At 45.7% G+C, this 26204-nt stretch carries 29 protein-coding genes and 1 rRNA gene; 13 read left to right on the plus strand and 17 right to left on the minus strand.

Translation table 11 applies throughout. The features are described from left to right. Positions 1-267: 267 nt before the first annotated feature. On the plus strand, positions 268-1863 hold the full coding sequence (locus QUA25_RS25850) for an IS1182 family transposase (protein ID WP_333042281.1): 1596 nt from the start codon (positions 268-270) through the stop codon (positions 1861-1863). A gap of 313 nt (positions 1864-2176) precedes the next feature. Here QUA25_RS25850 and QUA25_RS25855 read toward each other — a convergent pair whose 3' ends face one another. From QUA25_RS25855 to QUA25_RS25865, 3 genes are all read right to left on the minus strand, one after another. Next, complete coding sequence (locus QUA25_RS25855; protein ID WP_333042242.1) at positions 2177-5587, minus strand: plasmid replication protein, CyRepA1 family; 3411 nt, start codon at positions 5585-5587, stop codon at positions 2177-2179. Positions 5588-6581: 994 nt separating this feature from the next. Continuing rightward, complete coding sequence (locus QUA25_RS25860) at positions 6582-6704, minus strand: hypothetical protein (RefSeq protein WP_333042244.1); 123 nt, start codon at positions 6702-6704, stop codon at positions 6582-6584. Between the two features lie 143 nt (positions 6705-6847). Continuing rightward, on the minus strand, positions 6848-7087 hold the full coding sequence (locus QUA25_RS25865) for a hypothetical protein (RefSeq protein ID WP_333042246.1): 240 nt from the start codon (positions 7085-7087) through the stop codon (positions 6848-6850). A 377-nt stretch (positions 7088-7464) separates the two neighbouring features. Between QUA25_RS25865 and QUA25_RS25870 the strand changes: the two genes are divergently transcribed. The 7 genes from QUA25_RS25870 (at position 7465) to QUA25_RS25900 (ending at position 13914) form a co-directional block, all read left to right on the plus strand. Further along, entirely contained in the window at positions 7465-7749 is a 285-nt protein-coding gene (locus QUA25_RS25870) for a hypothetical protein (protein ID WP_333042248.1), read from the plus strand. Between the two features lie 159 nt (positions 7750-7908). Continuing rightward, on the plus strand, positions 7909-8472 hold the full coding sequence (locus tag QUA25_RS25875) for a hypothetical protein (protein ID WP_333042250.1): 564 nt from the start codon (positions 7909-7911) through the stop codon (positions 8470-8472). Between the two features lie 166 nt (positions 8473-8638). After that, complete coding sequence (locus tag QUA25_RS25880; protein WP_333042251.1) at positions 8639-8974, plus strand: hypothetical protein; 336 nt, start codon at positions 8639-8641, stop codon at positions 8972-8974. 111 nt (positions 8975-9085) lie between these two features. Continuing rightward, positions 9086-9334, plus strand: coding sequence for a hypothetical protein (locus QUA25_RS25885; RefSeq protein ID WP_333042252.1), 249 nt, complete (start codon positions 9086-9088; stop codon positions 9332-9334). Further along, positions 9300-9581 carry a hypothetical protein gene (locus QUA25_RS25890; protein ID WP_333042253.1) on the plus strand — a complete coding sequence of 94 codons (282 nt, stop codon included), beginning with the start codon at positions 9300-9302 and terminating at the stop codon, positions 9579-9581. The genes QUA25_RS25885 and QUA25_RS25890 overlap by 35 nt, the downstream gene beginning before the upstream one ends. Positions 9582-10096: 515 nt before the next feature. Continuing rightward, the gene (locus QUA25_RS25895) at positions 10097-10705 is read left to right on the plus strand and encodes a 3'-5' exonuclease (protein ID WP_333042254.1); all 609 of its coding nucleotides are present in this window, start codon (positions 10097-10099) and stop codon (positions 10703-10705) included. Positions 10706-10968: 263 nt separating this feature from the next. Beyond that, positions 10969-13914, plus strand: a complete 2946-nt coding sequence (locus QUA25_RS25900; protein WP_333042255.1) for a DEAD/DEAH box helicase — start codon at positions 10969-10971, stop codon at positions 13912-13914. Between the two features lie 22 nt (positions 13915-13936). Here QUA25_RS25900 and QUA25_RS25905 read toward each other — a convergent pair whose 3' ends face one another. After that, a complete protein-coding gene (locus QUA25_RS25905) occupies positions 13937-14272 on the minus strand; it encodes an HNH endonuclease (protein WP_333042256.1) in 336 nt (111 codons plus the stop codon). A 221-nt stretch (positions 14273-14493) separates the two neighbouring features. On the opposite strand from QUA25_RS25905, the gene QUA25_RS25910 reads away from it, so the two are divergent. After that, positions 14494-14871, plus strand: coding sequence for a hypothetical protein (locus tag QUA25_RS25910; protein WP_333042257.1), 378 nt, complete (start codon positions 14494-14496; stop codon positions 14869-14871). Between the two features lie 9 nt (positions 14872-14880). On the opposite strand, the gene QUA25_RS25915 is transcribed toward QUA25_RS25910, so the two are convergent. Both QUA25_RS25915 and QUA25_RS25920 read right to left on the minus strand, forming a co-directional pair. Next, positions 14881-15690, minus strand: a complete 810-nt coding sequence (locus QUA25_RS25915; protein WP_333042258.1) for a peroxiredoxin-like family protein — start codon at positions 15688-15690, stop codon at positions 14881-14883. A gap of 492 nt (positions 15691-16182) precedes the next feature. After that, on the minus strand, positions 16183-16665 hold the full coding sequence (locus tag QUA25_RS25920; protein ID WP_333042259.1) for an Hsp20/alpha crystallin family protein: 483 nt from the start codon (positions 16663-16665) through the stop codon (positions 16183-16185). Between the two features lie 223 nt (positions 16666-16888). On the opposite strand from QUA25_RS25920, the gene QUA25_RS25925 reads away from it, so the two are divergent. Beyond that, a complete protein-coding gene (locus tag QUA25_RS25925; RefSeq protein ID WP_333042260.1) occupies positions 16889-17044 on the plus strand; it encodes a hypothetical protein in 156 nt (51 codons plus the stop codon). Between the two features lie 171 nt (positions 17045-17215). Here QUA25_RS25925 and QUA25_RS25930 read toward each other — a convergent pair whose 3' ends face one another. Beyond that, positions 17216-17428: a hypothetical protein gene (locus QUA25_RS25930; RefSeq protein ID WP_333042262.1), complete on the minus strand. Its 213-nt coding sequence runs from the start codon at positions 17426-17428 to the stop codon at positions 17216-17218. A 162-nt stretch (positions 17429-17590) separates the two neighbouring features. On the opposite strand from QUA25_RS25930, the gene QUA25_RS25935 reads away from it, so the two are divergent. Together QUA25_RS25935 and QUA25_RS25940 are read left to right on the plus strand one after the other, a co-directional pair. Further along, positions 17591-17851, plus strand: coding sequence for a hypothetical protein (locus QUA25_RS25935; RefSeq protein ID WP_333042263.1), 261 nt, complete (start codon positions 17591-17593; stop codon positions 17849-17851). A 278-nt stretch (positions 17852-18129) separates the two neighbouring features. Then, positions 18130-18777: a hypothetical protein gene (locus QUA25_RS25940; protein WP_333042264.1), complete on the plus strand. Its 648-nt coding sequence runs from the start codon at positions 18130-18132 to the stop codon at positions 18775-18777. Positions 18778-19185: 408 nt separating this feature from the next. On the opposite strand, the gene QUA25_RS25945 is transcribed toward QUA25_RS25940, so the two are convergent. The 10 genes from QUA25_RS25945 to QUA25_RS25990 all read right to left on the minus strand — a co-directional run bounded on the left by QUA25_RS25945 (position 19186) and on the right by QUA25_RS25990 (position 25294). Beyond that, entirely contained in the window at positions 19186-19602 is a 417-nt protein-coding gene (locus QUA25_RS25945) for a DUF3024 domain-containing protein (RefSeq protein ID WP_333042265.1), read from the minus strand. 345 nt (positions 19603-19947) lie between these two features. Continuing rightward, positions 19948-20187, minus strand: coding sequence for a hypothetical protein (locus QUA25_RS25950; RefSeq protein WP_333042266.1), 240 nt, complete (start codon positions 20185-20187; stop codon positions 19948-19950). 90 nt (positions 20188-20277) lie between these two features. Beyond that, positions 20278-20529 carry a hypothetical protein gene (locus QUA25_RS25955; RefSeq protein WP_333042267.1) on the minus strand — a complete coding sequence of 84 codons (252 nt, stop codon included), beginning with the start codon at positions 20527-20529 and terminating at the stop codon, positions 20278-20280. A 38-nt stretch (positions 20530-20567) separates the two neighbouring features. Then, on the minus strand, positions 20568-21080 hold the full coding sequence (locus QUA25_RS25960) for a group II intron maturase-specific domain-containing protein (protein WP_333042268.1): 513 nt from the start codon (positions 21078-21080) through the stop codon (positions 20568-20570). Then, the gene (locus QUA25_RS25965) at positions 21081-22229 is read right to left on the minus strand and encodes a reverse transcriptase domain-containing protein (protein ID WP_333042270.1); all 1149 of its coding nucleotides are present in this window, start codon (positions 22227-22229) and stop codon (positions 21081-21083) included. It lies immediately after the preceding gene. A 506-nt stretch (positions 22230-22735) separates the two neighbouring features. Then, a complete protein-coding gene (locus QUA25_RS25970) occupies positions 22736-23437 on the minus strand; it encodes a group II intron maturase-specific domain-containing protein (RefSeq protein ID WP_333042272.1) in 702 nt (233 codons plus the stop codon). Beyond that, complete coding sequence (locus QUA25_RS25975; RefSeq protein ID WP_333042274.1) at positions 23382-23741, minus strand: reverse transcriptase domain-containing protein; 360 nt, start codon at positions 23739-23741, stop codon at positions 23382-23384. The genes QUA25_RS25970 and QUA25_RS25975 overlap by 56 nt, the downstream gene beginning before the upstream one ends. After that, the gene (locus tag QUA25_RS25980; protein ID WP_333042276.1) at positions 23710-24339 is read right to left on the minus strand and encodes a reverse transcriptase N-terminal domain-containing protein; all 630 of its coding nucleotides are present in this window, start codon (positions 24337-24339) and stop codon (positions 23710-23712) included. The genes QUA25_RS25975 and QUA25_RS25980 overlap by 32 nt, the downstream gene beginning before the upstream one ends. Positions 24340-24846: 507 nt before the next feature. Beyond that, positions 24847-25128 carry a competence protein CoiA family protein gene (locus QUA25_RS25985; protein ID WP_333042277.1) on the minus strand — a complete coding sequence of 94 codons (282 nt, stop codon included), beginning with the start codon at positions 25126-25128 and terminating at the stop codon, positions 24847-24849. Then, complete coding sequence (locus tag QUA25_RS25990) at positions 25118-25294, minus strand: hypothetical protein (RefSeq protein ID WP_333042279.1); 177 nt, start codon at positions 25292-25294, stop codon at positions 25118-25120. Before QUA25_RS25990 ends, QUA25_RS25985 begins: the two co-directional genes overlap by 11 nt. A gap of 601 nt (positions 25295-25895) precedes the next feature. Here QUA25_RS25990 and QUA25_RS25995 point away from each other — a divergent pair. Beyond that, positions 25896-26204: ribosomal RNA gene (locus QUA25_RS25995) — 16S ribosomal RNA — on the plus strand; the annotation flags it as partial.

A 26204-nucleotide genomic window follows, 5' to 3' on the forward strand; every position in this document is an offset into this window, starting at 1 on the left:
TCTGAACCAATATTTCTTTGAGACATCTTCTGAAATCCCCTTGACAACTGCCATACAGGCTTAACTTGTTACGAATGATTCCGCCTCGACTAATTCGCCGCGGTCGATCGCCCTTTCCAAATCGCAATCAATCTCGCAGCCACTCCCGGCGACTGCCAGCCACTAGGGCGTCGGTTCAGTATTAGGAGTTGACAAAACAAACTGAAAATGATAGGTGAATTGAAAAGCCTGTTAAATTCTGACAATCAGGAAGAAGGAAGAAACCTTATGCGCCCTCCCTTATGGCATCCTCCAATTGAACTCTCAGAAACAGAAGCGTTGATTATCAAACGCATTAAACGAGCCAAGTTATTCACGTTTCTTCGACTGAACCGTTCATTCATATTTAATGATGAGTTTCAAGAACAACTTGCTACAATTTTTAAAGACAGCACAGTAGGTCAGGGCCCCGTTCCTCCTGCACAAATTGCTCTCGCAATTATTCTGCAAGCCTACTTAGGCATTTCTGACGATGAAGTAATTGAAGAAATGCTCATGGATCAACGTTGGCAGTTAGTTCTCGATTGTCTAAAGTGTGAAACTCCCCCTTTTAGCAAAGCCACTTTGGTGAGATTCAGAAATCGCTTAATTAAAAAAGAACTAGACCAACGTTTAATTGACCGCACCGTAGAAATTGCCAAACAAAAAGGTGGATTTGGCTCATCTCAACTGAAAGCGGCCGATAATTCCTCCCCGTTATGGGGAGCCGGGAAAGTCGAAGATACATATAATCTATTGGGTCATGCTTTGCGGAAAGCAGTGAGCATGATAGCTGCTGTGCAGGGGCGGGAGCCAGCAGAAATTGCCCTGGAAGCAGGTGCACCCATCCTGAATAGTTCCAGCTTAAAAACGGCATTAGATTTAAACTGGGATAATCCAGTAGAGCGTCAAAATGCACTCTTAATTATCCTAAGTAGCTTAAATTCAGTGGAAGAATGGATGCAAAGCCAGTCTGATTGTGATGAATTTGAAGTAGTCCAAGAGACTCTGGATGTTGCCCGAGTCATTGAATCCCAAAATGTGACTTTCGACTCACAAGGCGTTCCCAGTTTAAGTAAAGGGGTCGCCAAAGATCGTCGCATTTCTATTGAAGACCCAGATATGCGGCATGGGCGTAAAAGCCGCTCTAAAAAAATAGATGGATATAAACGCCACGTTCTTAAAGATTTAGAGAGTGGTGTAGTTTGCGCGGTGGCGCTGACACGCGCCAATACTCCAGAATCTGCTGCTACAATTGACCTAGAACGTGACTTGAAATTTCAAAACATTCACCTATCTGAGTTACATATCGATCGGGCTTATTTATCTAGTCATTGGGTGACACAACGGAATGATAAATTACAGATATTTTGCAAGGCGTGGCCGGTCAAAAATTCTGGACGGTTTGATAAAAATTCTTTTTTCCTTGACTGGGATACGCATTTAATTAGCTGTCCCAATCAGGTAAGTATCCCATTTGAACCGGGGAAAACTGTTCATTTTCCTCAGAATGAATGTGCAATTTGTCCTCTGAGGTCTGGTTGCACGAATAGTAAAAGAGGACGGACTGTATCAATTCATCCTGATGAAGCCTTAATGCAAGAGTTGCGAGCACGTCAATCCACTGCTATTGGTAGAATAGACTTAAGAAAACGTACTACAGTTGAACACTCTCTGGCTCATATTGGCTATTGGCAGGGGAACCGTGCTCGCTATATTGGACTGCGGAAAAATCTCTTCGATCTACGGCGAGTCGCTGTTGTTCATAATCTTCATGTCATTGCTCGAATGGATAAGGTTCGACCAATTACACCAGGCATAGAGTCGAACTCATGCACTGGCTAATTTCATAAATTCCTTTTTTTGTCAACTCCTAATACTGAACCGACGCCCTAGCCTCTAGAATCCGTGCAAAATCTTGGAGGATGGGCGGCGGGGCAAGTAACTCGCGGTATTGGGTTTACTCTGATTCGGTAAGTGCGGCCCAGATTTTTGCGTGATCGGCGTGGCCCGATTCGCAGACTTTCTTGACTACTCCTGCGATTTGGTGGGCTGTTGTGTGATCGTTGCTGGTAATGGCGGCGCGGATAAAGCCTAAAGCACTCGGCGTGGGTGGCGGGATCTTGCTGTGCGGGCGATCGGGACTGTTGGGTAGGTTCTAGCATGATGCGTCCTCCCAGCGGATTTGATGCGGCCATGCCAGCGTTTCAGTCCAGCCGCCAACTTGCTCTATCAGCATTCGCAACTGAGCGCCGTCTGTGGTGGCAAGGAATCTTGCCCGCACCCATTCCCGCCCCCAACGCAAAACCCATCCCAGCCTACCTTTACTTGTCGGTGGCCCCGTCTCTGCCGACACCTCGCCCGCCGTCGTATTTTCTGGGGTGATTTTTGTCATAGATGGTTCTATTTGAGTATTAATAAAATCAGAACCATCTATGACAGCATCTAAAGCATATGGGGCGGGAGTTTCAGTCGTTTTTGCAGCAGCCTTTTTAGCTTCGACTTTCTGGCTCATCCTGACCGCTGTCAGAACATAAAGTTCGTGCCAATTTTCGGGTAAGGAGCATATTCGGATGGGGCCCTTTTTCGTTAGCTTTGTTGTGGCTTCAGGCTGGTAATGGTAAGTGTAAAGTCGTTGTTTATCTTCCCCCCTGGTTTGCCGACTGATTAGCGACACGCCGATAAGTCTCAAAAGTCGGTTAACGTATTTGATGCCGCTCTTCCCGGGATTCCCTAATATTTTTGAGACATCCTTATTTTTTCCCCATCTCAAAAACTCCTGGATTTCGGGAGATTCCTCAGACCAAGTGCGATCTGGGTCTAAAAATTGCCTAAGCTTAAGCTTGCTAAGAGTTTTAAGCTTGAGCCAGCGGGAGCTATGGTCTGACAGCGAACTTTCCAGCTTTCCCGTCTCCCATTTGCTTCGCTGCAACAGTTCGGCTTCTTCTGGATTATTGAAGAGCCACGCTGTCTCTAGTTGCGTTAGGAGCGATCGGTCATCAAACCTGACCCGGTGTACAAATTGCCAATTCCAAAGTTCGGTATCCTCAACCCCCGGTAATTGGGTCTTAAGTCGGCATTTTTCCGCTTGGCATCTTTCGGGCCAGCTTGCTTTGTTGCTGCGGGATATTTCCTGTGCTTCCTCTAGGGATATGTCAGGAGCCTCGAAAATTTCCTGTGCCTCTTTTTCCTTACAGAGAATCTTGTTTTCTATGTGCCTCCCTGATTCGTCAATCCCGATCGATGGGCGAGCGACTTCGTACCCATCCGCCATTAAAGCTTGCACGAGAAATTCTCTTAGCTCAGATTTCTCTAGATTCTCCTGTGCTTCAAAGTGGCAATAAGCTTTAAAAAGTGGGTCTGAGTATTGGTGCTCAAGTTGGGCCTTGATCTCCTCCATATATTCTTCGGCACCTAATAATCCCTTCTCAATGTCAATATTTAATTGAATTTGAAGGTTGATTTGATTGGCATAGTAAGAAGCGCGATCGGAGTTTTGAAGCCCAAAACCAGGGCAGAGAATGGAAATTTGATTAAGCGGATGCCTTACGCGTCGCAGCATCTGAATCAAGGAATTTACACCCAAAACCCCGCAGAACAAACCGAACACGTCGGTACACCATTCGAGAATGCTGATGTCAATGCCGTTTTCAAGAGTTGGGGTATAGATAATCCAGGCCGGATTATTTTTCTCAATCCAAGCATCTGGGTCAGTTTGGAATTCAACCAGATCGGGGTCTGTCGAATTTTTTGAACAAATAAGCAAGCCCTTTCCGAATCTCTCTGTGAGAGTAATGGCAAGGGCTTCAGCTTCCGGCACAGAAAAATCAGTTGCTATTGCGGGGCAACCGGAGTTTTCTATGAGGTTGATAAAAGCCTGTTTTTCGGCGGCTGTTGGTTTCCCGCTCTCAGTCTCGAAAACGCGGGTTTTCGGGCAATTTTCCTTGTATTCGTTCAAATGCTTGATTACCCGCTTGTTCCCGGCAATTTTCGCGACCATTGAGACTGTATAGTCGGTGAGATGCCCGTCTAGTAAGATAATTCGATCGGCATCCTGACACCCCTGACTAAATCGCTCTTTGATAGCTTCCCGATCACGCCTCAAGGTGGAACTCATCAATAAATGCCTGAGAACGCTTTCTGCCTCGTCAAGAATTATTGTTGCCCCCTCAAAAATCTCAGGAGGAAGCTTGAGCAAAGAATCAAAGCACAGGCAGAGTCTGGCGTTGGGGTCTTTGAACATCTGATAACCGTTGTGGGCGTTGAGATGGTAAAACCCACATTTCTCGGCTGTCTGTAGCAGCAGACCGTTTCGACTCCCTAAAACGATGATTCTGCCTTCTGGATTGCTGGCAATGATATCTTTGAGCCATTGAGTCTTGCCCGTCGCTAAACCACTTAAAATGCCGGTAATTGTGCCGGATGCTGGTGCGGAGGCGTGAAAATAGCGCGAGTTAATGGCGTGATCGGGAGTATATTGCCGATTGCGTCGCCATTGGGCCTCTATCCTTAGCTTCTGGTAGTCTTTAGCTCCCGATAGAAGTGCATCTACATCACCGCCTGCCACAGCAAAATCATCGATCGCTTTGTGAGGGCCGGGTAGAAGGGCAATTTTGCAGGTAACGTTAGCAAAAAGTCGAGATGTGGTGCTGGCGGCTTTGAATTCTGGGGTCTCAAAACAATTCCCCTCGCGGTAGTCGAAGGTAAAAAATACGATACGTCCTTTCGTATCAAAAGGTTTGAGCGCTTCGTGCAGTTCGTGGGCAATTGCTTTTTGGTATTGCGTCCCGTCTTTTTTGGTTATGGTTTCGCCGCGCTCGGTTACTCGATAACCGGTTGTGATTCCTGGTAGGCCGATCGCCGCGTAACCGCGACTAATCAACGAAGCTGCTTTTTTCTCGCCTTCAGTGATGACGATCGGGCAACCGCTACTCTCGACCCATTCCCAGAAACCTAATGCTTTTCCGCCAACTCCTACCACAGGGAATTCTGGCATGGGTAAACCAGCTTTTTCGGCTACTAATTGCCAGACTCGAACCGTAACAGCGGGGAAGAACAACTCTAAGGACTTTCCAGTTGGCTGAAAATAGCGACGCTCTTTGTTTTTTTCATCTAGCGCGATCGGGGCACCTGCTAGTTGTCGAAAGCGGCCGTTAGCAATCCAGCCAGCAGCAGCAGGGCCCGCAGGTCGAAAAATTCCTTTTGCCTTGATGTTTCCGTTTCTGGCATCCTCCGATGCTCCACAAAGATCGGAAAGGAGCCAGAATTTATTTTTGTAAAAATATCCTGCGTCGCCGATACACCGGGCAAGATTTCGAGCCGCTTCTAGGCTGCTGCCACCGCTACTATCGCTGTTGGTTGACTTGTCTTGATCGCGATACAGCAATTCGTAAGCTTCCAGGCCGTCGCTCGTCGTCGGGGTGAAGTTTATCGGGTAGAGATCGGGGGCAACGCCCGATCGAACCACAACATCGTCGTAGCAAAGTTTTTCTAGCCAATCCTGGCTAAAATTATCTAAAATCGCTAACTCTTGACTAAAATTGTCTGAAATTGGTAAAAAGGTAGACATAGCGGGGTATTCCTAGAAGGTTGACCCGCTACACCCGATATAGAAGAGAGGCTAGCTATTTGCTGTTTGCAGTTTATTTCTAACTGTCAACAGTTTGTGTTATGATTGAGCTACTATATTTTTTAAATTCTTTGCTGTGCCTCTCATCAGGTGCAGCGATTTTTTTGGCTTAAAGCAAGTGGAAATAATGCCTGGAAGCTTTATGCTGCCAGGGCTTATTCGTTGTGTACGTGCAAATTAGATTCATTTTTTTTGTTCCCTGCTAATAACTCACAATGTTTTTATACGTGCTTGATTTAGAGTTTCAAGGCTTCATTAATAAAGCCAGAACGAGATTGGGAGAAGTATGTGGCATACTTATGGCAATTGCCCAGGATTTCTGGTTCTAATCAAACTCCGGTTTGTACCTGATTTTAAGCATAGAGCATACAATTTGTCTCGCATAACCGAGCGGCAATGGAACAAATTCTAACAGATCCTAACCCCTGAAAGCCATATTCGCTCAAGTACAGAGGAAATGGGTTGCTTAAATTAATTGGGGTTGTACCTGAAATTCACCTCAGATCCACCTAAGATTATAAGAGCCTCTTAGGTAAAATAATAAAATTAGCACTAAGCCAACTGCCCTTTATAAAAAAACTCAACAAAAACACGGTAAACGAGCGAGTTTTCGGCGTTACTCCTTCGCGCAAAAAATTATTTCTTGTGCGAGAGAAGGGCATAAATAAAATATTAGGCTCAGATCGCCCCAAACCCAACACTTGCTGGGTCGCAGGTCTTGTGACAAGCTTCCCCCACCCCAGATCGTAGACGAGCGAGTTTTCGGCGTTACTCGTTCGCGCAAAAAATTATTTCTTGTGCGAGAGAAGGATCTAAAAAATATTAGGCTCAGATCGCCCCAAATCCAACACTTGCTGGGTCGCAGGTCTTGTGACAAGCTTCCCCCACTTTAGATCGCCGAAATGACTGGTTGACACGAACTACGGAAACCCAATCACCTTTTATAGGCAAAGCCCCGTTTTGCTTTAGCGACTGCTGCGGGCTTGGTTTCCGTTGGTTGTTGGTCGTCGGAGCGCTCGGCGCCGTTTTCCCGTTCGTAAGCGCTCAAAATAGTCATGCTTAGCTCTGGCTTCATCCTCAACCCAAAACGTTTCACTAATATCCTGTTCGAGTTCTTGAACTCGTTGGCTCAGAAGCTTGTTTCGTCCAGTCTCGGTGCGAGTAATGCCGAAAGCTTCATCAAACCGCCGGTCCGAGGTTTCAGTCAGTAGCGCCCACACCAAGCAAGATCAATGCCTGTTTTTTTCCTTCGCCGACTTGAGTAAGCCAGTAAGCCGTAACAACTTCTAGGGGAAGGGCATTGAACCGACTTTGACAGCTCCGTCGATCTGAGTTTGGTTCAATTTCGATGCTGTCGGGCGCATAACCTTGACAAGCGTAAAGATTTGATGGCTTTTGAATCCAAAAACCGTCGGGCGTTAATCTCAGGTTTTCCAACACATTCAGCCGCTTGTCTCTGGCTCATTCGGTAACTGCCTGCCATCTGACAGCATAAACCCATCGACTGTGAGAGAACCTATTTGCACGGAAGCTCGAACGGCTTTAACTGATTCGATCATATTTATCTCTCGTGTTTGACCTTTACTCGAACGCTTGCTGATTGTTGTCGCGGGCTTCCTGAGTTATGCCAACGCTGTGGTTTTGCTAAGCCTCAGCTTTGTTCACAAACCGCTCGGGAGTTTTAACCATTTGTTACATGATATTATCATGTAAATTCAAACGATTCTTTCTCCCTAGTTTACCATAAGATGTAAGGTGAGCTAGGGACAATTATGTTTGTAATAAAACGACGTTCAATCGATAAATTTGTAAAACCTGTGAAAGCACGCGAGTTTTGTAGGCTGTGGTTCAATGCCGATGCCCAAATGGAAGCTACCAGAGGCTATAGAGCGGAATGTGTTCGCTTGTTGAGTCGTATCCTAGCCGTGCAAACAGAGACTATTTCGAGTAAATGGGGAAGTGGCATTGATTTCGAGAAAATGCCCGAACAGTACGAACGAACCCTCGCTTATGCCAATTCTCTTCGTTCTATCCTTGACGCAGCGGGCAGCAATCCCGAACTCTCCAACATCATTGCCGAGCGCCTCAAACAATCCCATTAGTAATTCACCGTAAAGTAATACCAGACACTATCAGGTAAACTCCTTGACCGACCGTAACGCAGGTTTTAGTGTTGGAATGACGCCCTGGTGCAGTGGTGCAAACACTTTTCCAGGACTTCTCCCATTCGCTGATAACACCAGCTACCAAGGAGCAACCTTATGTTCGCAGATTACGGGCAGCCATCGCAACCCGCCCAACCAAGCTTTGTAGAAATACCCAATCCCCGCGTTACCACCACACTGGGACGCATGGAAGTGACCGACGTTCGCCCTGAAACCGTCACCGGTCGCCTGTTGGATGACCAAGACAACCCGATACAGGAAGACGGACACCCAGTTTACATTTGCGTTCGGAAACACGAGATTTTGTCTGCCACCGAACGAGCCAACATGATGAGTTGGTGGCAACTGGAGGAACAAGCCGTGGCGACCTACACAGCACTCCGAAAATATTCAATCGAATCCTTAATCAACCGATTGGATGGACTCAAATTGGATGAACTGTACGCTTTGCGAACCTTGGTTTCTTTGGAGAGCGACCCGTTTCAAGCGTACTCCGGCACTGTCAACAGCGACTTATCCCACTTGCAGCTTTGGTTTCCCACAGTGCGAGTTCTTGATCGTGCCGAACAAAACCAACTAGCAAGCGCATTGTGCTGGCGAATAGCGAGCGACTCCAACGCACCGACAGCACCCACACCGGGCGACGGGAGGAACGATTAATTCTTGAGTTGATAGAAGATGGCATCTAAAAATTCTTTTTTAGTCACGTTAGTGGCTTGAGTTTTTTTTGATGCGCCACTTGTCCAACCTAGAACTAATCACGCCACGCAGAATATCTGGAACATCTTCCACGCGACTAATCCCCTAGAACGAGTAGGAGGCTCAAATGATGACAACAAACTTTGATATTGGGCTGCCAACGACACCAAGTTTCAGACCACAATTCGTTTATTCGCAAAATCTGGATTTTGTGCCTAGTCCAGACGATACTTTACCGTCGATTATTCCTGGTCTGAACAGTTTGCCAGCTCAATCTGATGGCTGTGAACGGGTAAGGGTAATGGTTTTTGGATCGAGCTACGGGGTAACATACACGATTCGCTGGCTTTACAAGCTACAGTTCGCTCATATCAGCGAGTGGAGTTTGCTTATGCCAGCTCCAAGTGAGGGTGAATTTATGAGCATTCTTACTAAGCGAATCCCATTGAATCCAACTAACTAATTGGCATCAAATTTGGTAACAACTTAGTAACAACTACTTCGGCGACGCTGGCGACAGTTTTATCTGTATCAAAAGCGCTCGCCAGTTTCTTCTATCAGACACCAGCGAGGCATGACTATGACCAACGGCAACGGGCCTAACGGTGACACGCCTAACGGTGATACGCCCCAACCAGATCCAATCCAAAAGTTAACGGAATACGTCGAATCTGTGGAGATTTCTCTGGAAATCCAGGAAGATAAAACAGATGCCATTGAAGATCGGGTGGCAAGTCTTACCGAGCAGATAACCGAGTTGAAACAACAAGTGAAAGACATATATGGAGATGAAGAAGACTGGGAACGTATGTCAAAGACTTGACGGGCTTATCGCGCGCCGTCAGGCTAAAAACCGATTGCAGCGCTCCAAGCTGGAGCGAACCCAGCGCTTGCGAGATGAAGCTGCCTTGGACAGACCTTTTAGAAAGTCCCCTTTGCTTGACTTCGTTGATGATTTGGTACACCGTCCCCCAAACCAAGAGCAGATGCGCCAGCTTAAGGAATTGCTCTTAGAAGAACAGAAAACCATCGCTCAACTGATTGCCCTAATTGACCAACACCTAGATTGATGTACTTCCCTGATTGAAGCCGAGGTGATTCTTCAAAGATGTTATGAGGCGGTCAATAGACACGCCTCTTCATCTTTTTAAGGACGCGAACCTGAAAGTAATCAAAAGTTTTAAACCAAAACCTACAGTGTGTTAATACTTTTAACTTATTATTAATTTCTGGAAATAAAATCAAAATAGGGCATCTCAAAAGTTAACTAAAAAGGAGCGATTTTGAAGGTAACAGGTAAGAACGGCTAACCTTTGTATGCCATGGTATTATAAGCAGTTATAAAAACATACAGCCGAACGAAGAGTAACGGTGAAGCGGGATTAGTTGTTTCAATTCGCAGGTCGTGACGCTTATTTGATAAAATGATTAGATTGTCGTTTAGTTTTGCAGCGGGCGACACCTCCCCCAATCTGGGGTTTTTTTCTTTTGAGTTCACTTGCTTTGTGAGCTGTTCTGTGGGTTTTTAAATGCTACCAATCGAGTTATATTTGGAATATATTGTTTTGATATTTGGCTATCAAATATGGAACTAACCAAATACAGTTGGTGGGGAGAATCCAACGAGCCACCAGAACATCTGAAAACTAAAAAGCAATTGGGTGAATTGGGACTCTCGCCTCTGAAACCTTCAGGCGTTATCTCAACGCGAAAATACGACGTGCTCCTCTACGATATCAACAATCCTGAATGTTGCCGTCCCAAAAGAAAACCCACCCAAAAGCAATTGGAAAACCTAGCTGCCAACCGCCTCAAAGCTCAAATTAAGCGGGATTATCAAGAGTGGTATCGAGAAGTAAGTTTTGTCGAAAGAGATAGGGTAAGAGCGGTGAAGTGGGCAAGAGAACAGCTTCTTGCTCCTGATGAATGGTTGATTTTGGATACTGAAACTACTGGCTTCGATAATGCAGAGATTGTGGGAATTGCAGTTATTAACTCGCTGGGAGAAGCGCTGCTCAATACACTTGTCAGACCTGCAACTTCTATTCCCGCAGAAGTAACAGATATTCACGAGATAAAGGATGAAGATGTAAAGAATGCACCCATCTTTCCAGAGATTTATCCTTCTGTTGTGGAAGTTATGAAAGATAAGCGAGTGTTATCTATAATCCTGCCTTTGATATCAAAATTTTAAATTACTGCTGCAATTTGCACGGTTTGCCAATTCTCAATTTAAAAGAACGCTCCGAATGCCTTATGGAATGGGCAGCACAGTGGAGGGGAGATTGGAGCAATTATTATAAAGATTATAAATATTTTCCTTTGCCTGATGGAAACCACCGAGCGCTGGGAGATTGCATCGCTGCTATGCGAGCTAATTAAACGCATAGCAGCGGATTCGGATCAAATCAATTGTCCAGTGCCGATTCCTGAGAGTAAGCGTAAATCCAAAAGTCAATGACGCCGTGTTCTTCGGGAGAGAATGCTAACAGTCTGGAAGAAGAAGCTTATGATGAGGCAATTGGAGTTATCCCCAAAACCATGACAAACCCCGAGCCCACTGACTATGCTGCTCTTATCCGCGCTGTAACTCCCAACAGCGAACGAAAGCATCCTGAGTGGCTAGACCCCGGACAACAGCTCTGTTCTCCCAAGTACGGACAAGGCACGGTTATTTCTTGGGTGGGCAACACTCTTATAGTCAAGTTTCCCGGATACTCGATTCCCGTTCAATACAAAAATTGGCAGCAAGCTGTTGAAAGGGGTGAAATCGCCCCTGGGGAGGCATCTAAAACACCAGAATCCTCATCCGAAGCTGAAGAAAAGGGTGCAGGTGAAGTAGAATCTGCTAGCTTTTGTAAGGTAAGTGCAGCAGAAATTGCCGCTATTCCTCAACCCAAATTTAGAGCGGTCGCGCTTGAGTTAGCTTCACATCTTAGCGCTGTTCGCATTACCCCTCCCGCCTCTGGTTCCTTGTACGCCATTCCCAAAGACTTGCCCTGGGCTTTACAAAATGCTCTTCGGGAATTGGGAATTCACCAACTCTATTCGCATCAAATTGAAGCCTTAAATTGCCTGCGTCAGGGCTGCGATTTGAGCATTGTTACTCCCACAGCATCGGGGAAAACCCTGTGTTACAACCTCGCAATTCTCGAAGATTGTCTGAAGAATCCCCAAACTTCTGCGCTCTATATTTTTCCGCTAAAAGCTCTAGCTTTCGATCAGTTTCGCAAACTCCAGCGCATTGTCGAAACCTTTCCTCAAGAACAGCGGGTAAAAGTTGGACAAATGACAGGCGATACTCCCTACACCGAACGTTTGAAACTCTTTGTGCCTCATCTCCCCAATATTTTAGCGGTCAGTCCCGATTTGCTGCACTATCAATTATCCAAGATTCCGCGCGTCTCACAATGGGAACCCTGGCGAGAATTTCTGCGACGATTGCGTTGGGTGGTTATTGATGAAAGCCACTCGTATACAGGCGTTTTTGGTGCTCATTTTACTAACCTAATGCGCCGTTTGCGTAGGGCTGTAGACAGTGTGGGAGGCAACAGCAGCCAGCTCCAATTTATTTGTTCTTCGGCTACAATTGGCAACCCCCGAGACATGGCAATGAGATTTAGCGGTAGAATGTCTCAACCCGACCAATTGCATTTAATTGAAGGTAGCGGAGCGGGGAGTGCTGGAAGGACTGTTTTGTGTTTGGCTCCTAGCGACACGGCGAATTCCGATGCTTGCAAGATTGTATTATCTTGGCTGCAACAAGACTTAAGCGGAATTGTGTTTTGCAATAGTAGAGGAGCCGTTAAGAAGCTGGTTGATTTAATTCAAAAAGAAAGTACGCGACACGGAAATAGTTATTTAGCACAAAAAGTAACGGCTTTTTACGGCTCGTTGAAAAGCGAGCGCCGCCAAAACATTATCAACCAACTGCAAAGAGGAAAACTTAAAGTAATTATTTCCACATCAGCACTAGAAGCGGGTTTGGATTTACCGGAATTGGATTGCTGTTTGGTGAAGGGATATCCCGGTTCTATTATGTCCTTTCGTCAACGCCTGGGACGTGCCGGGAGAATCAATCCGGGATTAGTAATCTTTTTGCCAGTTGCCCAAAGTTCCTTAGACTACTATTACGGTAAGCATCCCAACCAATTGCTATCAGGAGAAGTAGAAAGCGCCGCATTTAATCCCAATTATCCCACCATTGTGAGCAAACACATTGAATGTTGCTGCGTCGAAAGCGGTTTGCCTGCTGTTGAAGTAGAAAGCCGATTTGATGCTGTGGGAGGTGCCGTTGCGGAGGAACTGCTGGATCAAGATAGACTCTTCCTATCTCCCAATAGTACGCTCCGAGGGTGGGGAGAACCTCATGGGCGAGTCAATATTAGAGGCAACGCTATAGATGCTGTTGAATTAATTGATGAGAATACGGGAGAATCCTTTGAAGAAATGTCGCGCGACATTGCCTATCGAGAAGTCTTTCCCGGTGCAATTTATACGGCTTTTGACGAAAGCAACCGTTTAGTTACTTATCGGTGTCAGAGCCTAGATATCGACCAGAACAAAGCAATCCTCCAACCCTTTGAAGAAGACCCCAGCTTGTTTACAGAACCTGATTTAGACCTGCAAATCAAACTTTTAGAAAACCTAGAAGAGCCCCGCATTATCCCTACCAGCTTACCAGAAGCAAGGTTGAGGTTAACTTTGGGATGGGGCGAGATTACATCAGAAGTAACGGGCTACAAACTTTGTAAAATAGAATACCGACCAACTTGCACTAATGTCAAATGTCGCCACCACCAACAGCCCCTTGAAGGTAAAATATGTACGTCTTGTGGTCGGAATTTGAAATCGATTGAAATGAATACACTTATTAAATCAGTCTCGTTCAATCCGCCCTATCAAATACAGTACCAAGCTCCCGTTGTTAAAGTCGAAGTAAATCCGCCTCTGATTGCTGCAATTACAGGTGAAGTTGACCGCCACAAAGCTAGTGCAAGAACTCAATATGGAAATGATATTCCTCAAGAGTTAAAGGGTTTGTTTGGGGGCAATGCAGTTATGGTTGCCCTGCACAGTATGGCTCATCAAATTCAATTAGCAGTTCCCCTCGTCGTGCTTTCATCTACTCGCGATGTGAACTGTACAGTAGAACGAGATGATTCGGGTATAGTTGCTTACCTTTTTGATACCACAGATGGGGGAAATGGAGCATCTGAAGAAATTGGGAAGCAGCTACCGTTATTTGCTGCTAAAGCCATGTCTCTTGCCTTAACTTGCGAATGCTCTGACGGATGCCCTAAATGCTTGATTCAGCTTGGTTGTCCTCAGCAAAATCAGGGACTGCACAAGAAAGTTGGTTTGTTTCTGCTAGAAGCAATAGCTACAAATTCTTTAACTTAACAGTCGATAAATTGTCCCGTCCCTATTCCCCAGAAGAATCGATGATATCCCAATCAATATCATCATCAGGGAACAGAGATAACTGCCCTGGAGATACGTTAGACTGACCCCTATTGTGGTACGAAAGGTGACACGCGGTACACAGGGCGATTAAGTTTTCGAGACGGTTGTCCTCTGGTATTCGATTGCGGTGGTGCACCGCCAAAGTCAAAGCACACCGTTCGGATTTAGTTAAACCGCTTTGTTTACCGGGTCTGAGGCACTGTTGGCGGCACTTAGCGCAGCGCCACCCCGCATTTTCCTTGATTGATAGCGCAATCTCAGACCAATTATCGGGATACCTCTTTGGTTTAGGCATAATAATTGTAAACGCTCATCTCTCTCTAGTATGGCGAGATATTTTGTTGCCATTACTCAGAATACCGCCTCATCTAGGCCTAAAAAATCTCGCATTCGGGGAGGCAAGGGCAGGGCGGGGCGGGTTGGGGTTTTGGTTTGGGTTTTTAGTAATGTTAGGGGTGAGGAAGTTCACAGCCTCAGTGGCTGCTCACGGCATCTCTCAATCAGGAGGCAAAAGGGATGGATCAGGCAACTTTAAGGCAAATGGCGATGGCTACGTTTTCACAAGTTGGCATTCAATTGGATGAAGCTAACGTCAAGGCGGAGATTGACGATAACTGGTTTCTTGGTGGTAGTGAGCCCACCAATCAACTTTACATTGTGCATTTGCTAGTTGACGGACAAGGGCGGGAAGAACCGGGGCGACATGGTTGGGTAGAGTTTAATTGGAAAGGAGAGGTGCAGAGTTGGGAGCTGCTGGAACAGGATGAATATGGTAAGCAAGAAATTGCCAGCAGCAATGATGGGATTGAGTACAGTCGCATGAATCCCCCTATCCGTAAGCCCATGCCCATTCGCTATCGACCGCTCTTACCTCCTGCCAGCCCCACGCCATAAGGGCGGTAATTAGTGCATATCGCCCTGCCCTAATGAGTCTCCATCAGCCACGATTTCTGATAGAAATGCCAGGGGATTGCTCATATCAGCAGCGAAACCAAGGATGGCGCGATCTCGATGCTCGTAAATTAAATCTCCCTGAGCATTAAACAAGAAAGTTGCGCCTCGTTGAGTGAGATAAGCAGCATTTGGAACATAGGTTTTCCAATTACTCAGCACTTCTCCCATATTCCGCAGTCGCAAAGTTGCCAATTCAAATGGACGCTGGAAACCTTTGCCACCGGCCCACCGGAAAGTAGAGCCTTTGAGGGGTGGAAGAGGAAAAGCCTGGATAATTTCATCATCACCAATTAATTGAGGTGCTCTTGCGTCGCCTCGATATCCTCTCCATACTTCTGCCAGAGTGCCAGGGCTACCAATTCCGGAACACATGAACAATAGATTGAGGTAAGCATTGATAGCAGCCGATAAACCGGGTAGTTTTAACGATAAACCTGGATACAGGTCAAGTTTTTGGTGCAGTTGGGCACTCGGATCTACAAACAAACAGTCGGTCGGAAATCCTGTATAGCCACAGAATCGCTGACCCGAGGAGAGTGAGCCAATTCCCACAGCTCGGATTGCTATCCCTTCTGCTTCAAGCCGTTGAGCGTCCCGCCGCAACCACCAAGCATATTCAAGGCTGTCGAAATCTCCCAATTGTGGCAAAAGCACCACCAATTGCCTCATAGAGGATTCGCAACCGCTCAAGATGGGTAAAACGGCTCCATCACTCACCCGTTGGAGTTCGGTTTGGCTCAAGAGGCTATGGATATTCATCGGCTAATTATCTATTGAGGAATTGGGAAAGTAGAAAATTATCAGTTGTTGGACAGACGTTTTACTCACATCAAATCGGGCGACTGCTTTCCGAATTGATGTATCACCTGGTTGAGACGCTTTAACTATCGCGCTTGAGCTGGCAGGGTCTGTCTACCTGTGCTACTTTAGCTCATATGAGTCGGTGATGTCCGGCGATCGCCAATGCTCTCTCCGCGAGAGCAGACTCAATGAAATTGGTGCCGACAAGCGTGAAATATTTTGACAGACTAACTGGAATCAGCGTCAGTTCACGGCATTTGTAGCTAACTTTTCGCTCGGCTTTCCCAAATAAAGAATACCGAGAGCAATGATCGCTCCCGGTATCAGCTTTTCCAGTTTCGTTGTTGCTAAGTAAATCCAATCAGGCTCAATGAAAGGAAAATTTGCCTCACTCAATTAAGCACAGCTTTCTGCGTACTGAGTTCACCACTAAACACGCTTACCCCATCGTTATTGGTTAGCCTGTTCCAAAGCGGGATTTGTTGAAGCTCCAGCAATTTCGGCTAAGTTAATCTTGACGACTTTATTGCGAGCTTCAGTTACTTTGGGCAGAGTTAGCGTTAGAATGCCATCTTTGTATTCAGCTTGCACAGAGTCGTTTTGAATTGGTGCGGGCAAGGGAAGCGTCCGGTGGAATTTGCCGTAGCGGAATTCTGAGCGGACGTAGCGGGGTTTTTCTTCTGTGTTTTCGTAGCGGCGTTCGCCAGAAATAGAAATTGCTTCGCGGGTGACTTGAACGTCAATGTCTTTGGGGTCAATTCCAGGCAGTTGCGCTTTTAATACGAAATTGTCCCCAGCATCAGCCAATTCCAGAGCTGGCATCCAAGCGGCTTCTGAGTTATCTCTCGTTGCTGTCCGTTGGTCAAATACTTTATCGAGTTGCTCGCGGATGGTTTCAATTTCTGTGAATGGTTGCCAGTAACGCATCAACATAATCTGTCACCTCAAAGATTGGTAATGCTTTATAAGTTTGTTTGGGTTGAAGCTCATTGCTTACAGTTATTATGATGCCGTTTTATAAATGGGAGGAACAGTCAGGAGAACCACACTTTGTTAGTCGTATTTGCCCGAATTATTGCGAAACACTCAGAGGAATCGGCAGTAAAGAAAACCGTACAAATCTATTCCTAGAAACCGAAAATGCTGTGGCAACGCCATGATGACCTTGCCGAGCGAACTCTGCTGGCGTGTGAGCGTCGGGGGAAGTATCGCCGGGGTTGCCAACCGTACCAAAAACGAAGTGCGGGTGATGTACAGCACCGTAAGGACTTTTGCGGGCAATCGCTGCTTTCCCATAGCCATCGCTCTATGAGGGATCTCGCCTAATCCCACTCTTAAAAGCGCGATCGCCTAAGAGGTTATGTGTCGCTGTTCAACCATGTAGTAAGAAACCAAAGCGCTTCTCTAAACTGCGTAAGAGTCAATGGTTGTACTTGGGAGCGGTGGCGGCGCCTCCTGAGCATTTATCTAACCCGCTGCTCTCTCAATTTTGACTCACATCATCTTCCATCCCGATCGCCCATCGCATCCAACTCAACATTACGCTCGCACTTTGGGTGTCATCTCGTACAAATCCCACAGCACGACCTTGACCGAAAGGAAACGCGAAATAATTAGTTAGGCAGGCCGGTGCAATGGGAGCTGGGCTTGCGTGCATATAAAGTGTAGCGACCGCACTCTTCGAGATTGGGGGCATGGTTTGGTGTTTGGTTTGGTTCGGTTTCTCCAACAATTGGCGTATTGGTGGCGATCTGCAACAAGTTTGGTAATAGATTGGTTATGGTGACAATAGAACTTGCTAACCCTGACACTTCCCTTATTTCCGAATATATTAACCGTGAATAAAAACTTGAAAACTTTGTCTGCTTTCCTACCGATTCTAGCACTGGGCATTGTTGTCATACCTGCACGCTCCGGCAGAATTGAGGGAGCATCTGTTTCCTGTTGGTTGCGTCGCCGAGACCTGGTAGAACTTAAACAAACTTGTATCTATGAGTCGGTTTCTTGGGCTGGAGGCGGAGGAAGGACTTTGCGCTGGGAAGATGGCGTGCAAACAAAAATGACGTGGGGATTCTTGGGCGCGGAGAAAGACCTTGTGCCGAGGATAGCACGAGCATAGATGGTGTCTGCGGTGCGGTATATTTCCGCCATCCCACCACCTTACAGCGGATTTCTGAAGAAGAGAGTTACAAGCGCGCCATAAACCGCCAACTGACCGTGACCTGTGTCCAAGTACAAGATAAATCAATCTGCTGGTTATTTAGATGAAATTAATCACAAAGAGAAGTCTTAAAGTTACATTCGCCGAAGTACCAACAATATATCAAATCTCATACCCAGTAGCGTTCAGACGTACAATCATGAGTGATACCAAGTTGGAGTATAAACCTTAATTCCATGAATAAGAAAAACTTTTTGCTGGTACTCTGTCTGTTGCTACCAAGCCTAGTCATAGGCTGCAAGCAGCCACAAACCTCTCAACAAACATCAAGTCCGTTTGCCGCCACACAAACCACCATCCCTGGTTGGAAAAAATTTGAGGGACGCGGTGCACAATTGCAGTTACCCGAGAGTTATAGCGGCGGAGATCTCAGCCAATATCTGGACGTGGTGGTTCAGAAGCTGGAATCTTTGGGGCCCTACTATCAGCAGATAGCTCAGTATCTCAAGCAGAATCCATCCGCATTCGTCATCTGGGCTTTTGACTCGAAGGTTAGTAAATCAGGTGTTCTGAGTAATCTCGCTCTTGCAGCAGAGCCAGTTGGAGCTACAGTGACAACAGATACATACTTGGATGTACTTACCAAACAATTACCCAGCGAATATCGCGTAGTGGAGCGGAAGCAGGTGACGCTTGACCGCTATCAGGCAGGTCAGATCGTGACAGAAGCCACAATTTCGGGTGTAACTGTCAAACAGATAATGTACACCATTAAGCAGGGGAGCAATATCTGGATTGTTGTATTCTCTACCAGTGCTGAGGAATTTGAAGAGCGCCTGCCCACCTTTCAACAAAGTATTAACACGTTTTCAGTGAGCGATTAGCTTGACTTTTTTCTAGCGAACATTATATGCCTATTGTATAATCAGAACGGGTGCTTTATGTAGTAAATTATTGGGTCTGTACACGAGTATACTTTTGGTTTAGGAGTGAAAAGGTTCATAATTACCTAACTTTTTTAGCGATTGTTACTGAATTAATACTGGTAACTGTATTGCAATCAATTATGTTTGTAAGTGCGATGGCACTTATCTAATTCGTTGACATCTCGATTTTAACTCACATCATTTTCTCTCCCAAGAGCCTTTTCCATCCAACTCAACAGCAGACAGCAATTTGGGTTCCATCCTGTACAAATCATTCAGAATTGGCTTGACCTTGGGAAACACAAAATACTCCGTCAGGAGAGCCAATTCGATAATTAAAAGAACGATTGCCAATTAGAGCAACGATTAAGGATGTAACAGGGGATTGTTTCTAATTTCGGATAAACATTCTTCTAAAGACAAACCATGCAGAATTTCCCACCATTGCCCCGTATGTCTCATGTAGGCCGCATTAAAACAATCTGGCCCAACATATTCTAGGCGGGCGGAGCGAGACTCAAAAGACGGGGAAATCGCCCTCGGACTCGGACAATTATAAGTTGAGCAGAAGTAAAAATAGTTGCGATACCACTTGCCAAAGATATCCGTTCGATAGTTGAAATCATGGTCTGTGGGTGGAGAGTCGATATATTTGGGCTTAAATTCTGTTTGAATTAACTCATTACATTTTTGTTCGATTAATTGTTTCTCAGTATCAGGCACTGTAGGTTTAGACTGTTTTGGAGAAGAAGAAAGCCAGAGCTTTTTTGCTTTTTTTGCCATTGAATTTGTTGTCCTGATTATCTAGGTAGAATTGAAACGACAAAATTGATCGTTTGACCTACTGTGAAGGTAGTGGCTGCTTGCAACAACCTTTGTTGGGCTACTTATCAAGGCGGCGCGAGCCTCCAAGTAATGCGAGCCGCTTTTGTCAAACGGCGCAATCTATGCCTTGATTGGGTGCGGTGCGGATGATTTGTAGCAAGCACGCTCTCGTATTGATAATACTTAATTTTCCCCGCGAAACTGCCTTACTCAAAACTTTTGGCTCCATCCCATACAAATCCCGTAGCACAACCTTGACGAACGGAAACACAAAATACGAACGTCGGTTGCCCAATGCGGTGATTAAACGCTTTCTAACCCAGATACCACAACTACGGGCGTGTCACGCTGCGCCTCTTGTTCTGCCCAGCTATGGATTTGGTGCTGGGCTCCGCGTCGCAATCCACTCTCTTTTTTTGGCTCTAAATCTTCTTCAAAGCGATCGGGGTACAGCGAGGGGTCTAACCCTACATTATGCCCCGCTCGCCTTAAACACAACGCAAAAATCACGCTTTGAGAATGTCGCTCGCTTCGAGCGAACAATGACAGATTTTGTTGATTTGGTAGGACGAGCAGCCGGAACAATCCCTTAACTCAATTAACGGGACAGGTTTGCAAAGCCCGTGCGTTCGCCTAGGTTGATTGATTGGCAGCAAAATCTGATTGCTCGCAATTGAGTACGTCCACCTCAATCTCGCTCAGCACTTTGGGTTCCATCTCATACAAATCAGTCAGAATAAGCTTGACATCGGGAAACGGATTGAGTCGAGGGGGGATAGTCGGGTAAGGTTTGAGCGTCACCGCTCTCCCCTCCCCTAAATTAGAGTCGATGCCTGTGTTACCACGGGACACCTCTCCTTCAGAACGCGGACGTGCAGCTTTCACTGCATCCGGCTCCTAGTCTGACACCTAATAAGTCGGGTTTAACCCGCTGTTCGGACTCTCACCTGACCGTGAACGGTCTGATGCTGGTGACATTCACGATGTAGAACTTCCAAATTTATAGGTTTCCAATTGTCATGGTTGCCGTCGATATGGTGTAATTCTGCAATATCACCTGACATGAACGATAGATTACATTCTGTACATTTGTGATTCTGTTTCTTGAGAAGTCGTGCCGTTATCCCATCGTAGTGAGCATTCTCTCGTTTTGACCAGTAAACAAAATCGCCATCATAGGGTGATTTATCTCCCTTGACAATGACAAACTTGCAGGCTGACCAACTAACCGCAGGAATTGCTCTTTTTATAACCTTATTGGTTTGATAACGGTTGTATCTTCCTTGTTTCCGAATGAATTTCCATAACCAATAGCGCAGTGACCACAGGTTGTGTTGACTCAGATCGCAGAATCTATGGTAATTTCTCCACCCTCTTACCACCGAACCACACTTGTTGATTCGATGTTCGAGAGTGAAACGACTATCTTTTATCACTTATTTAACTTTTGCCTTAATGCTAATTGTAGCTTTTTGACTTGGTGTTGAAATGAATTTACCATTGGGTTTAACTGAGAAGTTCCACCCAAGGAAGTCGAAACCATCTGTACTATGTACGACTTTGGTTTTGGCTTCTTTAACTTTTAATCCTCTTGTTTCCAAGAATTTATCAATGTGTCCTCGGAGGGGTTCAGGGTCGTCTTCTGGTTTCAGAATAAACACAACGTCATCCGCATAACGAAATCCAGTAATAGTGTCTATATATCTGCCACCATTTCTGATTTTTAATCTGACCTCATGACCAACATTCTCTAATCCGTGAAGGACTATATTTGCTAGTAATGGGCTGAAAACTCCACCTTGGGGCGTACCGGATTCTGATGAAGGAAATTCTCCTCTGACTCCAGCTTTTATTGCCCGAAATATCCCTGGTTTTGCTGCCTTTGGTAGTTGGACTGATTGCATTAAGAATTTGTGGTCAATCTTGTCGAAACATTTTTCAATATCCAATTCCAAAATTCTTTTTTCTAACCCATTACTGCTAGAGTTTAGATTATTGAATAATTGTCTCTGAATATCATGGCAGCTTCTGCTAGGTCTAAACCCATAAGAATGAGCGTTGAACGTAGCTTCTGCTACTGGTTCCAAGGCATATTTGATGAGACATTGATATGCTCTGTCGCTAATGGTCGGGATTCCTAGTCCTCTTTTAGTTCCGTCTACTTTGGGGATGTACACTCGCTTTAGGGGCTGATGTTTCCATTGCTTCCAGTTCTTAACTAACACTTCAAATAGTGCCAGTCTTTGTGAGGGTTCGAGGGCTTTCTTTCCATCCACCCCTGCGGTTTTCCGTCCAGTATTTAACTGTGTCACTTGCCGAACAGCAAGCAATTTCGCTGCTCTGGAGCTTAATAAAAGTTTCTGAAGCTTACGCACTAGGAACACGTTACCGTTCTTCTGAGCCTTGAATATTCTCACTTGTAGGCGAAACACAATTTTCCGCAGCTTGCGCCAAGGAATTGATTTCCATTTATCAACTGGATTTAACTCCGTTGCCATAACATTCTCTACGCCTGAATGAACATTTTCTATGTAAACCGTACCCAGTTTTCCAAGAGTCCTTATTTCTTGAATTTTTGAGTACATCTTACCAACTCTACCCGCTAACCCTTATTTAAGGAGTCCACAATTTGAAAAGTTAATCTTCTAAAATTGAAGGTTGAAAGAGCAGTTTTATTCGTTCCTCTGTTGAGTTATTTTGTAGTTTTATGTTCTCTCATTTCGCCCACGATTTCCCAGAATTGCATTTATCCAGTTCAAAATAATGCGGGTATTTTCACACTTGAAGTGTTATGTTGTGTCGTTGTTCGACCTTGATTTCGGTCGTTCACGCTCAGACGCTTTTTCCGAGAGTTCAACTAATGTTTAACCTTGACTACTTACCTATACGAGTTGCTCCCATCTCAGGTTTGTTATTCTCGTTCTGTCCCCAGCTTCATTTTTAGAGTTTGTTCTCTATCCATGTGGGCAGTTTTGGCATCACGCCATTCCTAGCGGGTAAGACTTGTCAAATTTGAGTTTGACGCACTCACACTCAACTGAAGTTACCTTTACTATCTTTTAGGGCTTGCACCCAAGGCGGCGTAAAGGCTCTAATCCCCTAACCCATACAGGCTAGTTTCATAGAAACGAACCGCACGATCCGGACGTGCGATTTTCACCGCATCCGGCTCCCGATGTTCTTGGCTTTCGCCTTTGCTCATGTGGATATAATCGTGGCAGCTTTCGTGAACCGCTAGAAGATTGTTTATTTTCCAATTACTATGGCAACCATCTACATGATGCAGATGTACCTTTTCATCGCCTAGCATTTTTAAGCCACATTTTCCACATTTATGGTTTTGCCGTTTTACAGCTTTAGAGGTTTCGCCGTTATAGAGCTTGCTGTTACGCTCACTCCAGTAGGCTATATCTCCGTCGTAGGGTGATTTCTCTCCTTTGACATTGACAAATTTGTTTTCGGAGTACGGAACCGTCGGAAATGCTTTATCCAGCAGTTTTTTGCTGGTATCGCGAGATTGTTTCGATTCCTTATTGAATACCTTGAAGGCTCTATTTTGGATAAACCACAGTGATAACCGTGACCCTTCCAACTTACAGTAGCGATGGTAATTTCTCCAGCCTCTAACTACAGGGGCTAATTTCTCAGCTTTGACCGTAGCACCATAATTCGAGTTGTTAACGATGTGTTTTACCTTCTGACGGAATGCTTTAAAATTGTCCGCTGATGGAACGCATCTAAATTTCCCGTTGCGAAAGCACTTTGAAATGCCAACCGAGGAAGTCAAATCCATCTGTCGTAGCCGTTAGCTTGGTTTTCTTTTCACTAACCTTCATCCCTCGTTCTGCCAGAAATTCGCTGACTTTATCAAGTATCGCCTCCGCATCATCTTTAGGTTTCAGAATTATTACCATATCGTCCGCGTAACGGACTGATTGATGTATTTCCTCAATCCCATTGAGAGCAATATTGGCTAGTAGTGGACTTACCACGCCCCCTTGTGGGGTTCCTTGTTCAGGAAATTCTGGATTGACTCCTGATTTTAGACAGCGGAATATTCCGGTCTTAATGCCTTTTGGGGCGATGAGTCGTTCCATTATGCTCGCGCGTGCTTATCCTGTCGAAGCATTTTTCGATATCGAGTTCGATAACTCGTTTTTCTATTCCGTGGGCTTTTGAGTTTAGATTTAGAAAGAGGAATTTCTGGGCGTCCTGCGCTGACCTCCCTGTTCTGAATCCATAACTGCGAGCGTGAAAGGTTGCTTCGTGTGCTGGCTCTAGCGCGTATTTTGCGAGGCATTGCCACGCTCTATCGGCGATAGTTGGTATCTTAAGGAGGCGGGTACTCCCATCCTTTTTAGGGATTGGTATTGAACGTAACTTCTGATGTTTCCAGTTGTTACTTTTGGCTCTGAGTTCTTCACTCAGGGCAAACCTTTCCTCAAATGTGAGTGAGGCTTTCCCATCTATTCCCGCAGTCTTTTTGCCAGCGTTTAGTTGAGTTACTTGACGTATCGCCAACATTCTTGCAGCCCGAGATTTCAGAATTAGCTTTTGAAGGGACTTCGCTTTCTGCTTGTCTCCAACCTGAATCGCTTTAAACACTCGTTTTTGTAGGCGGAATAAGTCCCTTCGGAATTTCTTCCAAGGTAACGTTTTCCAAGATTCACTAACATTGCTGCCGTGTCTAATCATACTCTGCTCCAACTTATGTTCTCTGAACACCTCAGACCAATTACGGTCTGTCCTACCCGAACTAAGGGAATTCCGCTGCTCGTCTAGCCTACGAAAGAGTTCGACTTCCCCTTGACCCTCAGTTCGTTTTTCTTCGTTCCCTCGGTTAGATTGATTGTTCCTTTAGGTGGAGCCAATTTAACTTCTGGATTCCCTGGACTCTTGCCGATATTGGAACTAAAATTCGGCGGGAATGAACTCCAGTAAAGTCGGGATTAATGGTCTGTGTCCCGCTTGGGTGTAAGTTACTTTTCTAGGCTCTGTTTCACCGTTGGAACTCCCCATTAACGCCAGTGTCACCCCACACAAGATGTCTGATTGCGTCCTGTTCCCAGCTTCACTCTCCAAGAATCGAGCTTGGTCGGTGTGGGCAGATAAGGAGTCATACCTGAGTCTGGTAGAAGGGACTTACACCCTTATCAGACCGAGAGTTCAGCCTTGTGGCTGGAAACGTTATGTACGGACTGATTACCGTGATTCACGTTTCAACGAATCGCACAGTTCCTCACCCTTGAGTTCGATGTTGAAATGCTCGTAGAGCGGCAGCGAGGGAAACGCTTTGGCTTTAATCCGCTGTGACACGGGCTTGCAAGTTTCCTCGGTGTGCGCGAAGTGGTACTCTTTCACTGACCCCTTTTTCGCTGTGAGGGAGCCTCCGCAGTAGAGACAAGCGAGATTCGTTTTTCCGCGCGCAACTTCATCAATGCCCGTCAGTTCGCCACTGAGAGCAACACCAAATTTAAGCCACATTGTCTGTCAATTCTCCTTTGAGCCGGTTTTGTAGATGCACCTGCTCCACACGATGGCTTACGCCCCGCTTCGCTACGAGAATTGTAACAACAAATCCAAGGGTGAGGGCTTCTGCCTTGGGAAAGAAAGCGATCGTCATTCGATGCTCTTGATGCGCGACTGTCAATCTAAAATCTAAAATCTAAAATCCAAAATCTAAAATCTAAAATTGCTCGTCCCCAGTCGAGAATTTCTTCAGGCAAGGAGTCAGATAGGGACTTTGACAACAGAATCAGCCACATCCATGCCAAATACCAAACTTCTTAAAAAACTTAAACGAAGCTGCACCTGCAACGAAGCGGCCCGAAGATTCGGCGATTCCAAACCTTTCCTCGATGTCGCCTCCACACAGTCTTCATTGCTAAATTAGATTGACCGCTCTATCCGCTTGAACTCAATCCCCTATTGCAGCTAGTAGAAATAGGCAAGTAGAGAAATTACTACAAAAAGATTCGGTTCCCTCTACTAACACCACCAGAGTAAGAACGCTATAGTTGATAAACGTCGAAAAAAGGGCAGCTTGAAGCGATGCCCCCCAAGGCGCTGAACCTAGAAAAAAGAATAGTTTGAAAGCTTAAAGCACTATTAACCTCGTCAAAAAAATTAAGATAGAGAGTCAAGGCGAAAGCTAATACTCAATATCACAAACAACGAGAAAAAAGTCAAGGGAAAAAAACCAGCTTCAGAGCTGAGTGGAAAGAACTTGACGAGCCTTAAAAGAACTCAACAACACGGAGAGTTTGATCCTGGCTCAGGATGAACGCTGGCGGTCTGCTTAACACATGCAAGTCGAACGGAGTAGAAATACTTAGTGGCGGACGGGTGAGTAACGCGTGAGAATCTGCCTTCAGGACGGAGACAACAGTTGGAAACGACTGCTAAGCCCCGATGTACCGAAAGGGAAAATATTTATAGCCTGAAGATGAGCTCGCGTCCGATTAGCTAGTTGGCGGAGTAAAAGCCCACCAAGGCGACGATCGGTAGCTGGTCTGAGAGGACGATCAGCCACACTGGGACTGAGACACGGCCCAGACTCC

This window comes from Microcoleus sp. Pol17C6, assembly GCF_036701145.1.
Taxonomy (GTDB): domain Bacteria; phylum Cyanobacteriota; class Cyanobacteriia; order Cyanobacteriales; family Microcoleaceae; genus Microcoleus.

Excerpts from the sequence above, each read along its gene's own strand:
- QUA25_RS25945 (WP_333042265.1), bottom strand. The coding sequence starts at position 19,602 with ATGGCAAAAAAAGCAAAAAAGCTCTGGCTTTCTTCTTCTCCAAAACAG.
- QUA25_RS25930 (WP_333042262.1), bottom strand. The coding sequence starts at position 17,428 with ATGCCCCCAATCTCGAAGAGTGCGGTCGCTACACTTTATATGCACGCA.
- QUA25_RS25910 (WP_333042257.1), top strand. The coding sequence starts at position 14,494 with ATGGATCAGGCAACTTTAAGGCAAATGGCGATGGCTACGTTTTCACAA.
- QUA25_RS25850 (WP_333042281.1), top strand. The coding sequence starts at position 268 with ATGCGCCCTCCCTTATGGCATCCTCCAATTGAACTCTCAGAAACAGAA.
- QUA25_RS25915 (WP_333042258.1), bottom strand. The coding sequence starts at position 15,690 with ATGAATATCCATAGCCTCTTGAGCCAAACCGAACTCCAACGGGTGAGT.
- QUA25_RS25905 (WP_333042256.1), bottom strand. The coding sequence starts at position 14,272 with ATGCCTAAACCAAAGAGGTATCCCGATAATTGGTCTGAGATTGCGCTA.
- QUA25_RS25860 (WP_333042244.1), bottom strand. The coding sequence starts at position 6,704 with ATGACTATTTTGAGCGCTTACGAACGGGAAAACGGCGCCGAGCGCTCC.
- QUA25_RS25980 (WP_333042276.1), bottom strand. The coding sequence starts at position 24,339 with ATGATTAGACACGGCAGCAATGTTAGTGAATCTTGGAAAACGTTACCT.
- QUA25_RS25900 (WP_333042255.1), top strand. The coding sequence starts at position 10,969 with ATGACGCCGTGTTCTTCGGGAGAGAATGCTAACAGTCTGGAAGAAGAA.
- QUA25_RS25965 (WP_333042270.1), bottom strand. The coding sequence starts at position 22,229 with ATGTACTCAAAAATTCAAGAAATAAGGACTCTTGGAAAACTGGGTACG.
- QUA25_RS25885 (WP_333042252.1), top strand. The coding sequence starts at position 9,086 with ATGACTATGACCAACGGCAACGGGCCTAACGGTGACACGCCTAACGGT.
- QUA25_RS25970 (WP_333042272.1), bottom strand. The coding sequence starts at position 23,437 with ATGGATTTGACTTCCTCGGTTGGCATTTCAAAGTGCTTTCGCAACGGG.
- QUA25_RS25920 (WP_333042259.1), bottom strand. The coding sequence starts at position 16,665 with ATGTTGATGCGTTACTGGCAACCATTCACAGAAATTGAAACCATCCGC.
- QUA25_RS25855 (WP_333042242.1), bottom strand. The coding sequence starts at position 5,587 with ATGTCTACCTTTTTACCAATTTCAGACAATTTTAGTCAAGAGTTAGCG.
- QUA25_RS25925 (WP_333042260.1), top strand. The coding sequence starts at position 16,889 with ATGATGACCTTGCCGAGCGAACTCTGCTGGCGTGTGAGCGTCGGGGGA.
- QUA25_RS25890 (WP_333042253.1), top strand. The coding sequence starts at position 9,300 with ATGAAGAAGACTGGGAACGTATGTCAAAGACTTGACGGGCTTATCGCG.
- QUA25_RS25880 (WP_333042251.1), top strand. The coding sequence starts at position 8,639 with ATGATGACAACAAACTTTGATATTGGGCTGCCAACGACACCAAGTTTC.
- QUA25_RS25975 (WP_333042274.1), bottom strand. The coding sequence starts at position 23,741 with ATGGAACGACTCATCGCCCCAAAAGGCATTAAGACCGGAATATTCCGC.
- QUA25_RS25875 (WP_333042250.1), top strand. The coding sequence starts at position 7,909 with ATGTTCGCAGATTACGGGCAGCCATCGCAACCCGCCCAACCAAGCTTT.
- QUA25_RS25940 (WP_333042264.1), top strand. The coding sequence starts at position 18,130 with ATGAATAAGAAAAACTTTTTGCTGGTACTCTGTCTGTTGCTACCAAGC.
- QUA25_RS25985 (WP_333042277.1), bottom strand. The coding sequence starts at position 25,128 with ATGTGGCTTAAATTTGGTGTTGCTCTCAGTGGCGAACTGACGGGCATT.
- QUA25_RS25895 (WP_333042254.1), top strand. The coding sequence starts at position 10,097 with ATGGAACTAACCAAATACAGTTGGTGGGGAGAATCCAACGAGCCACCA.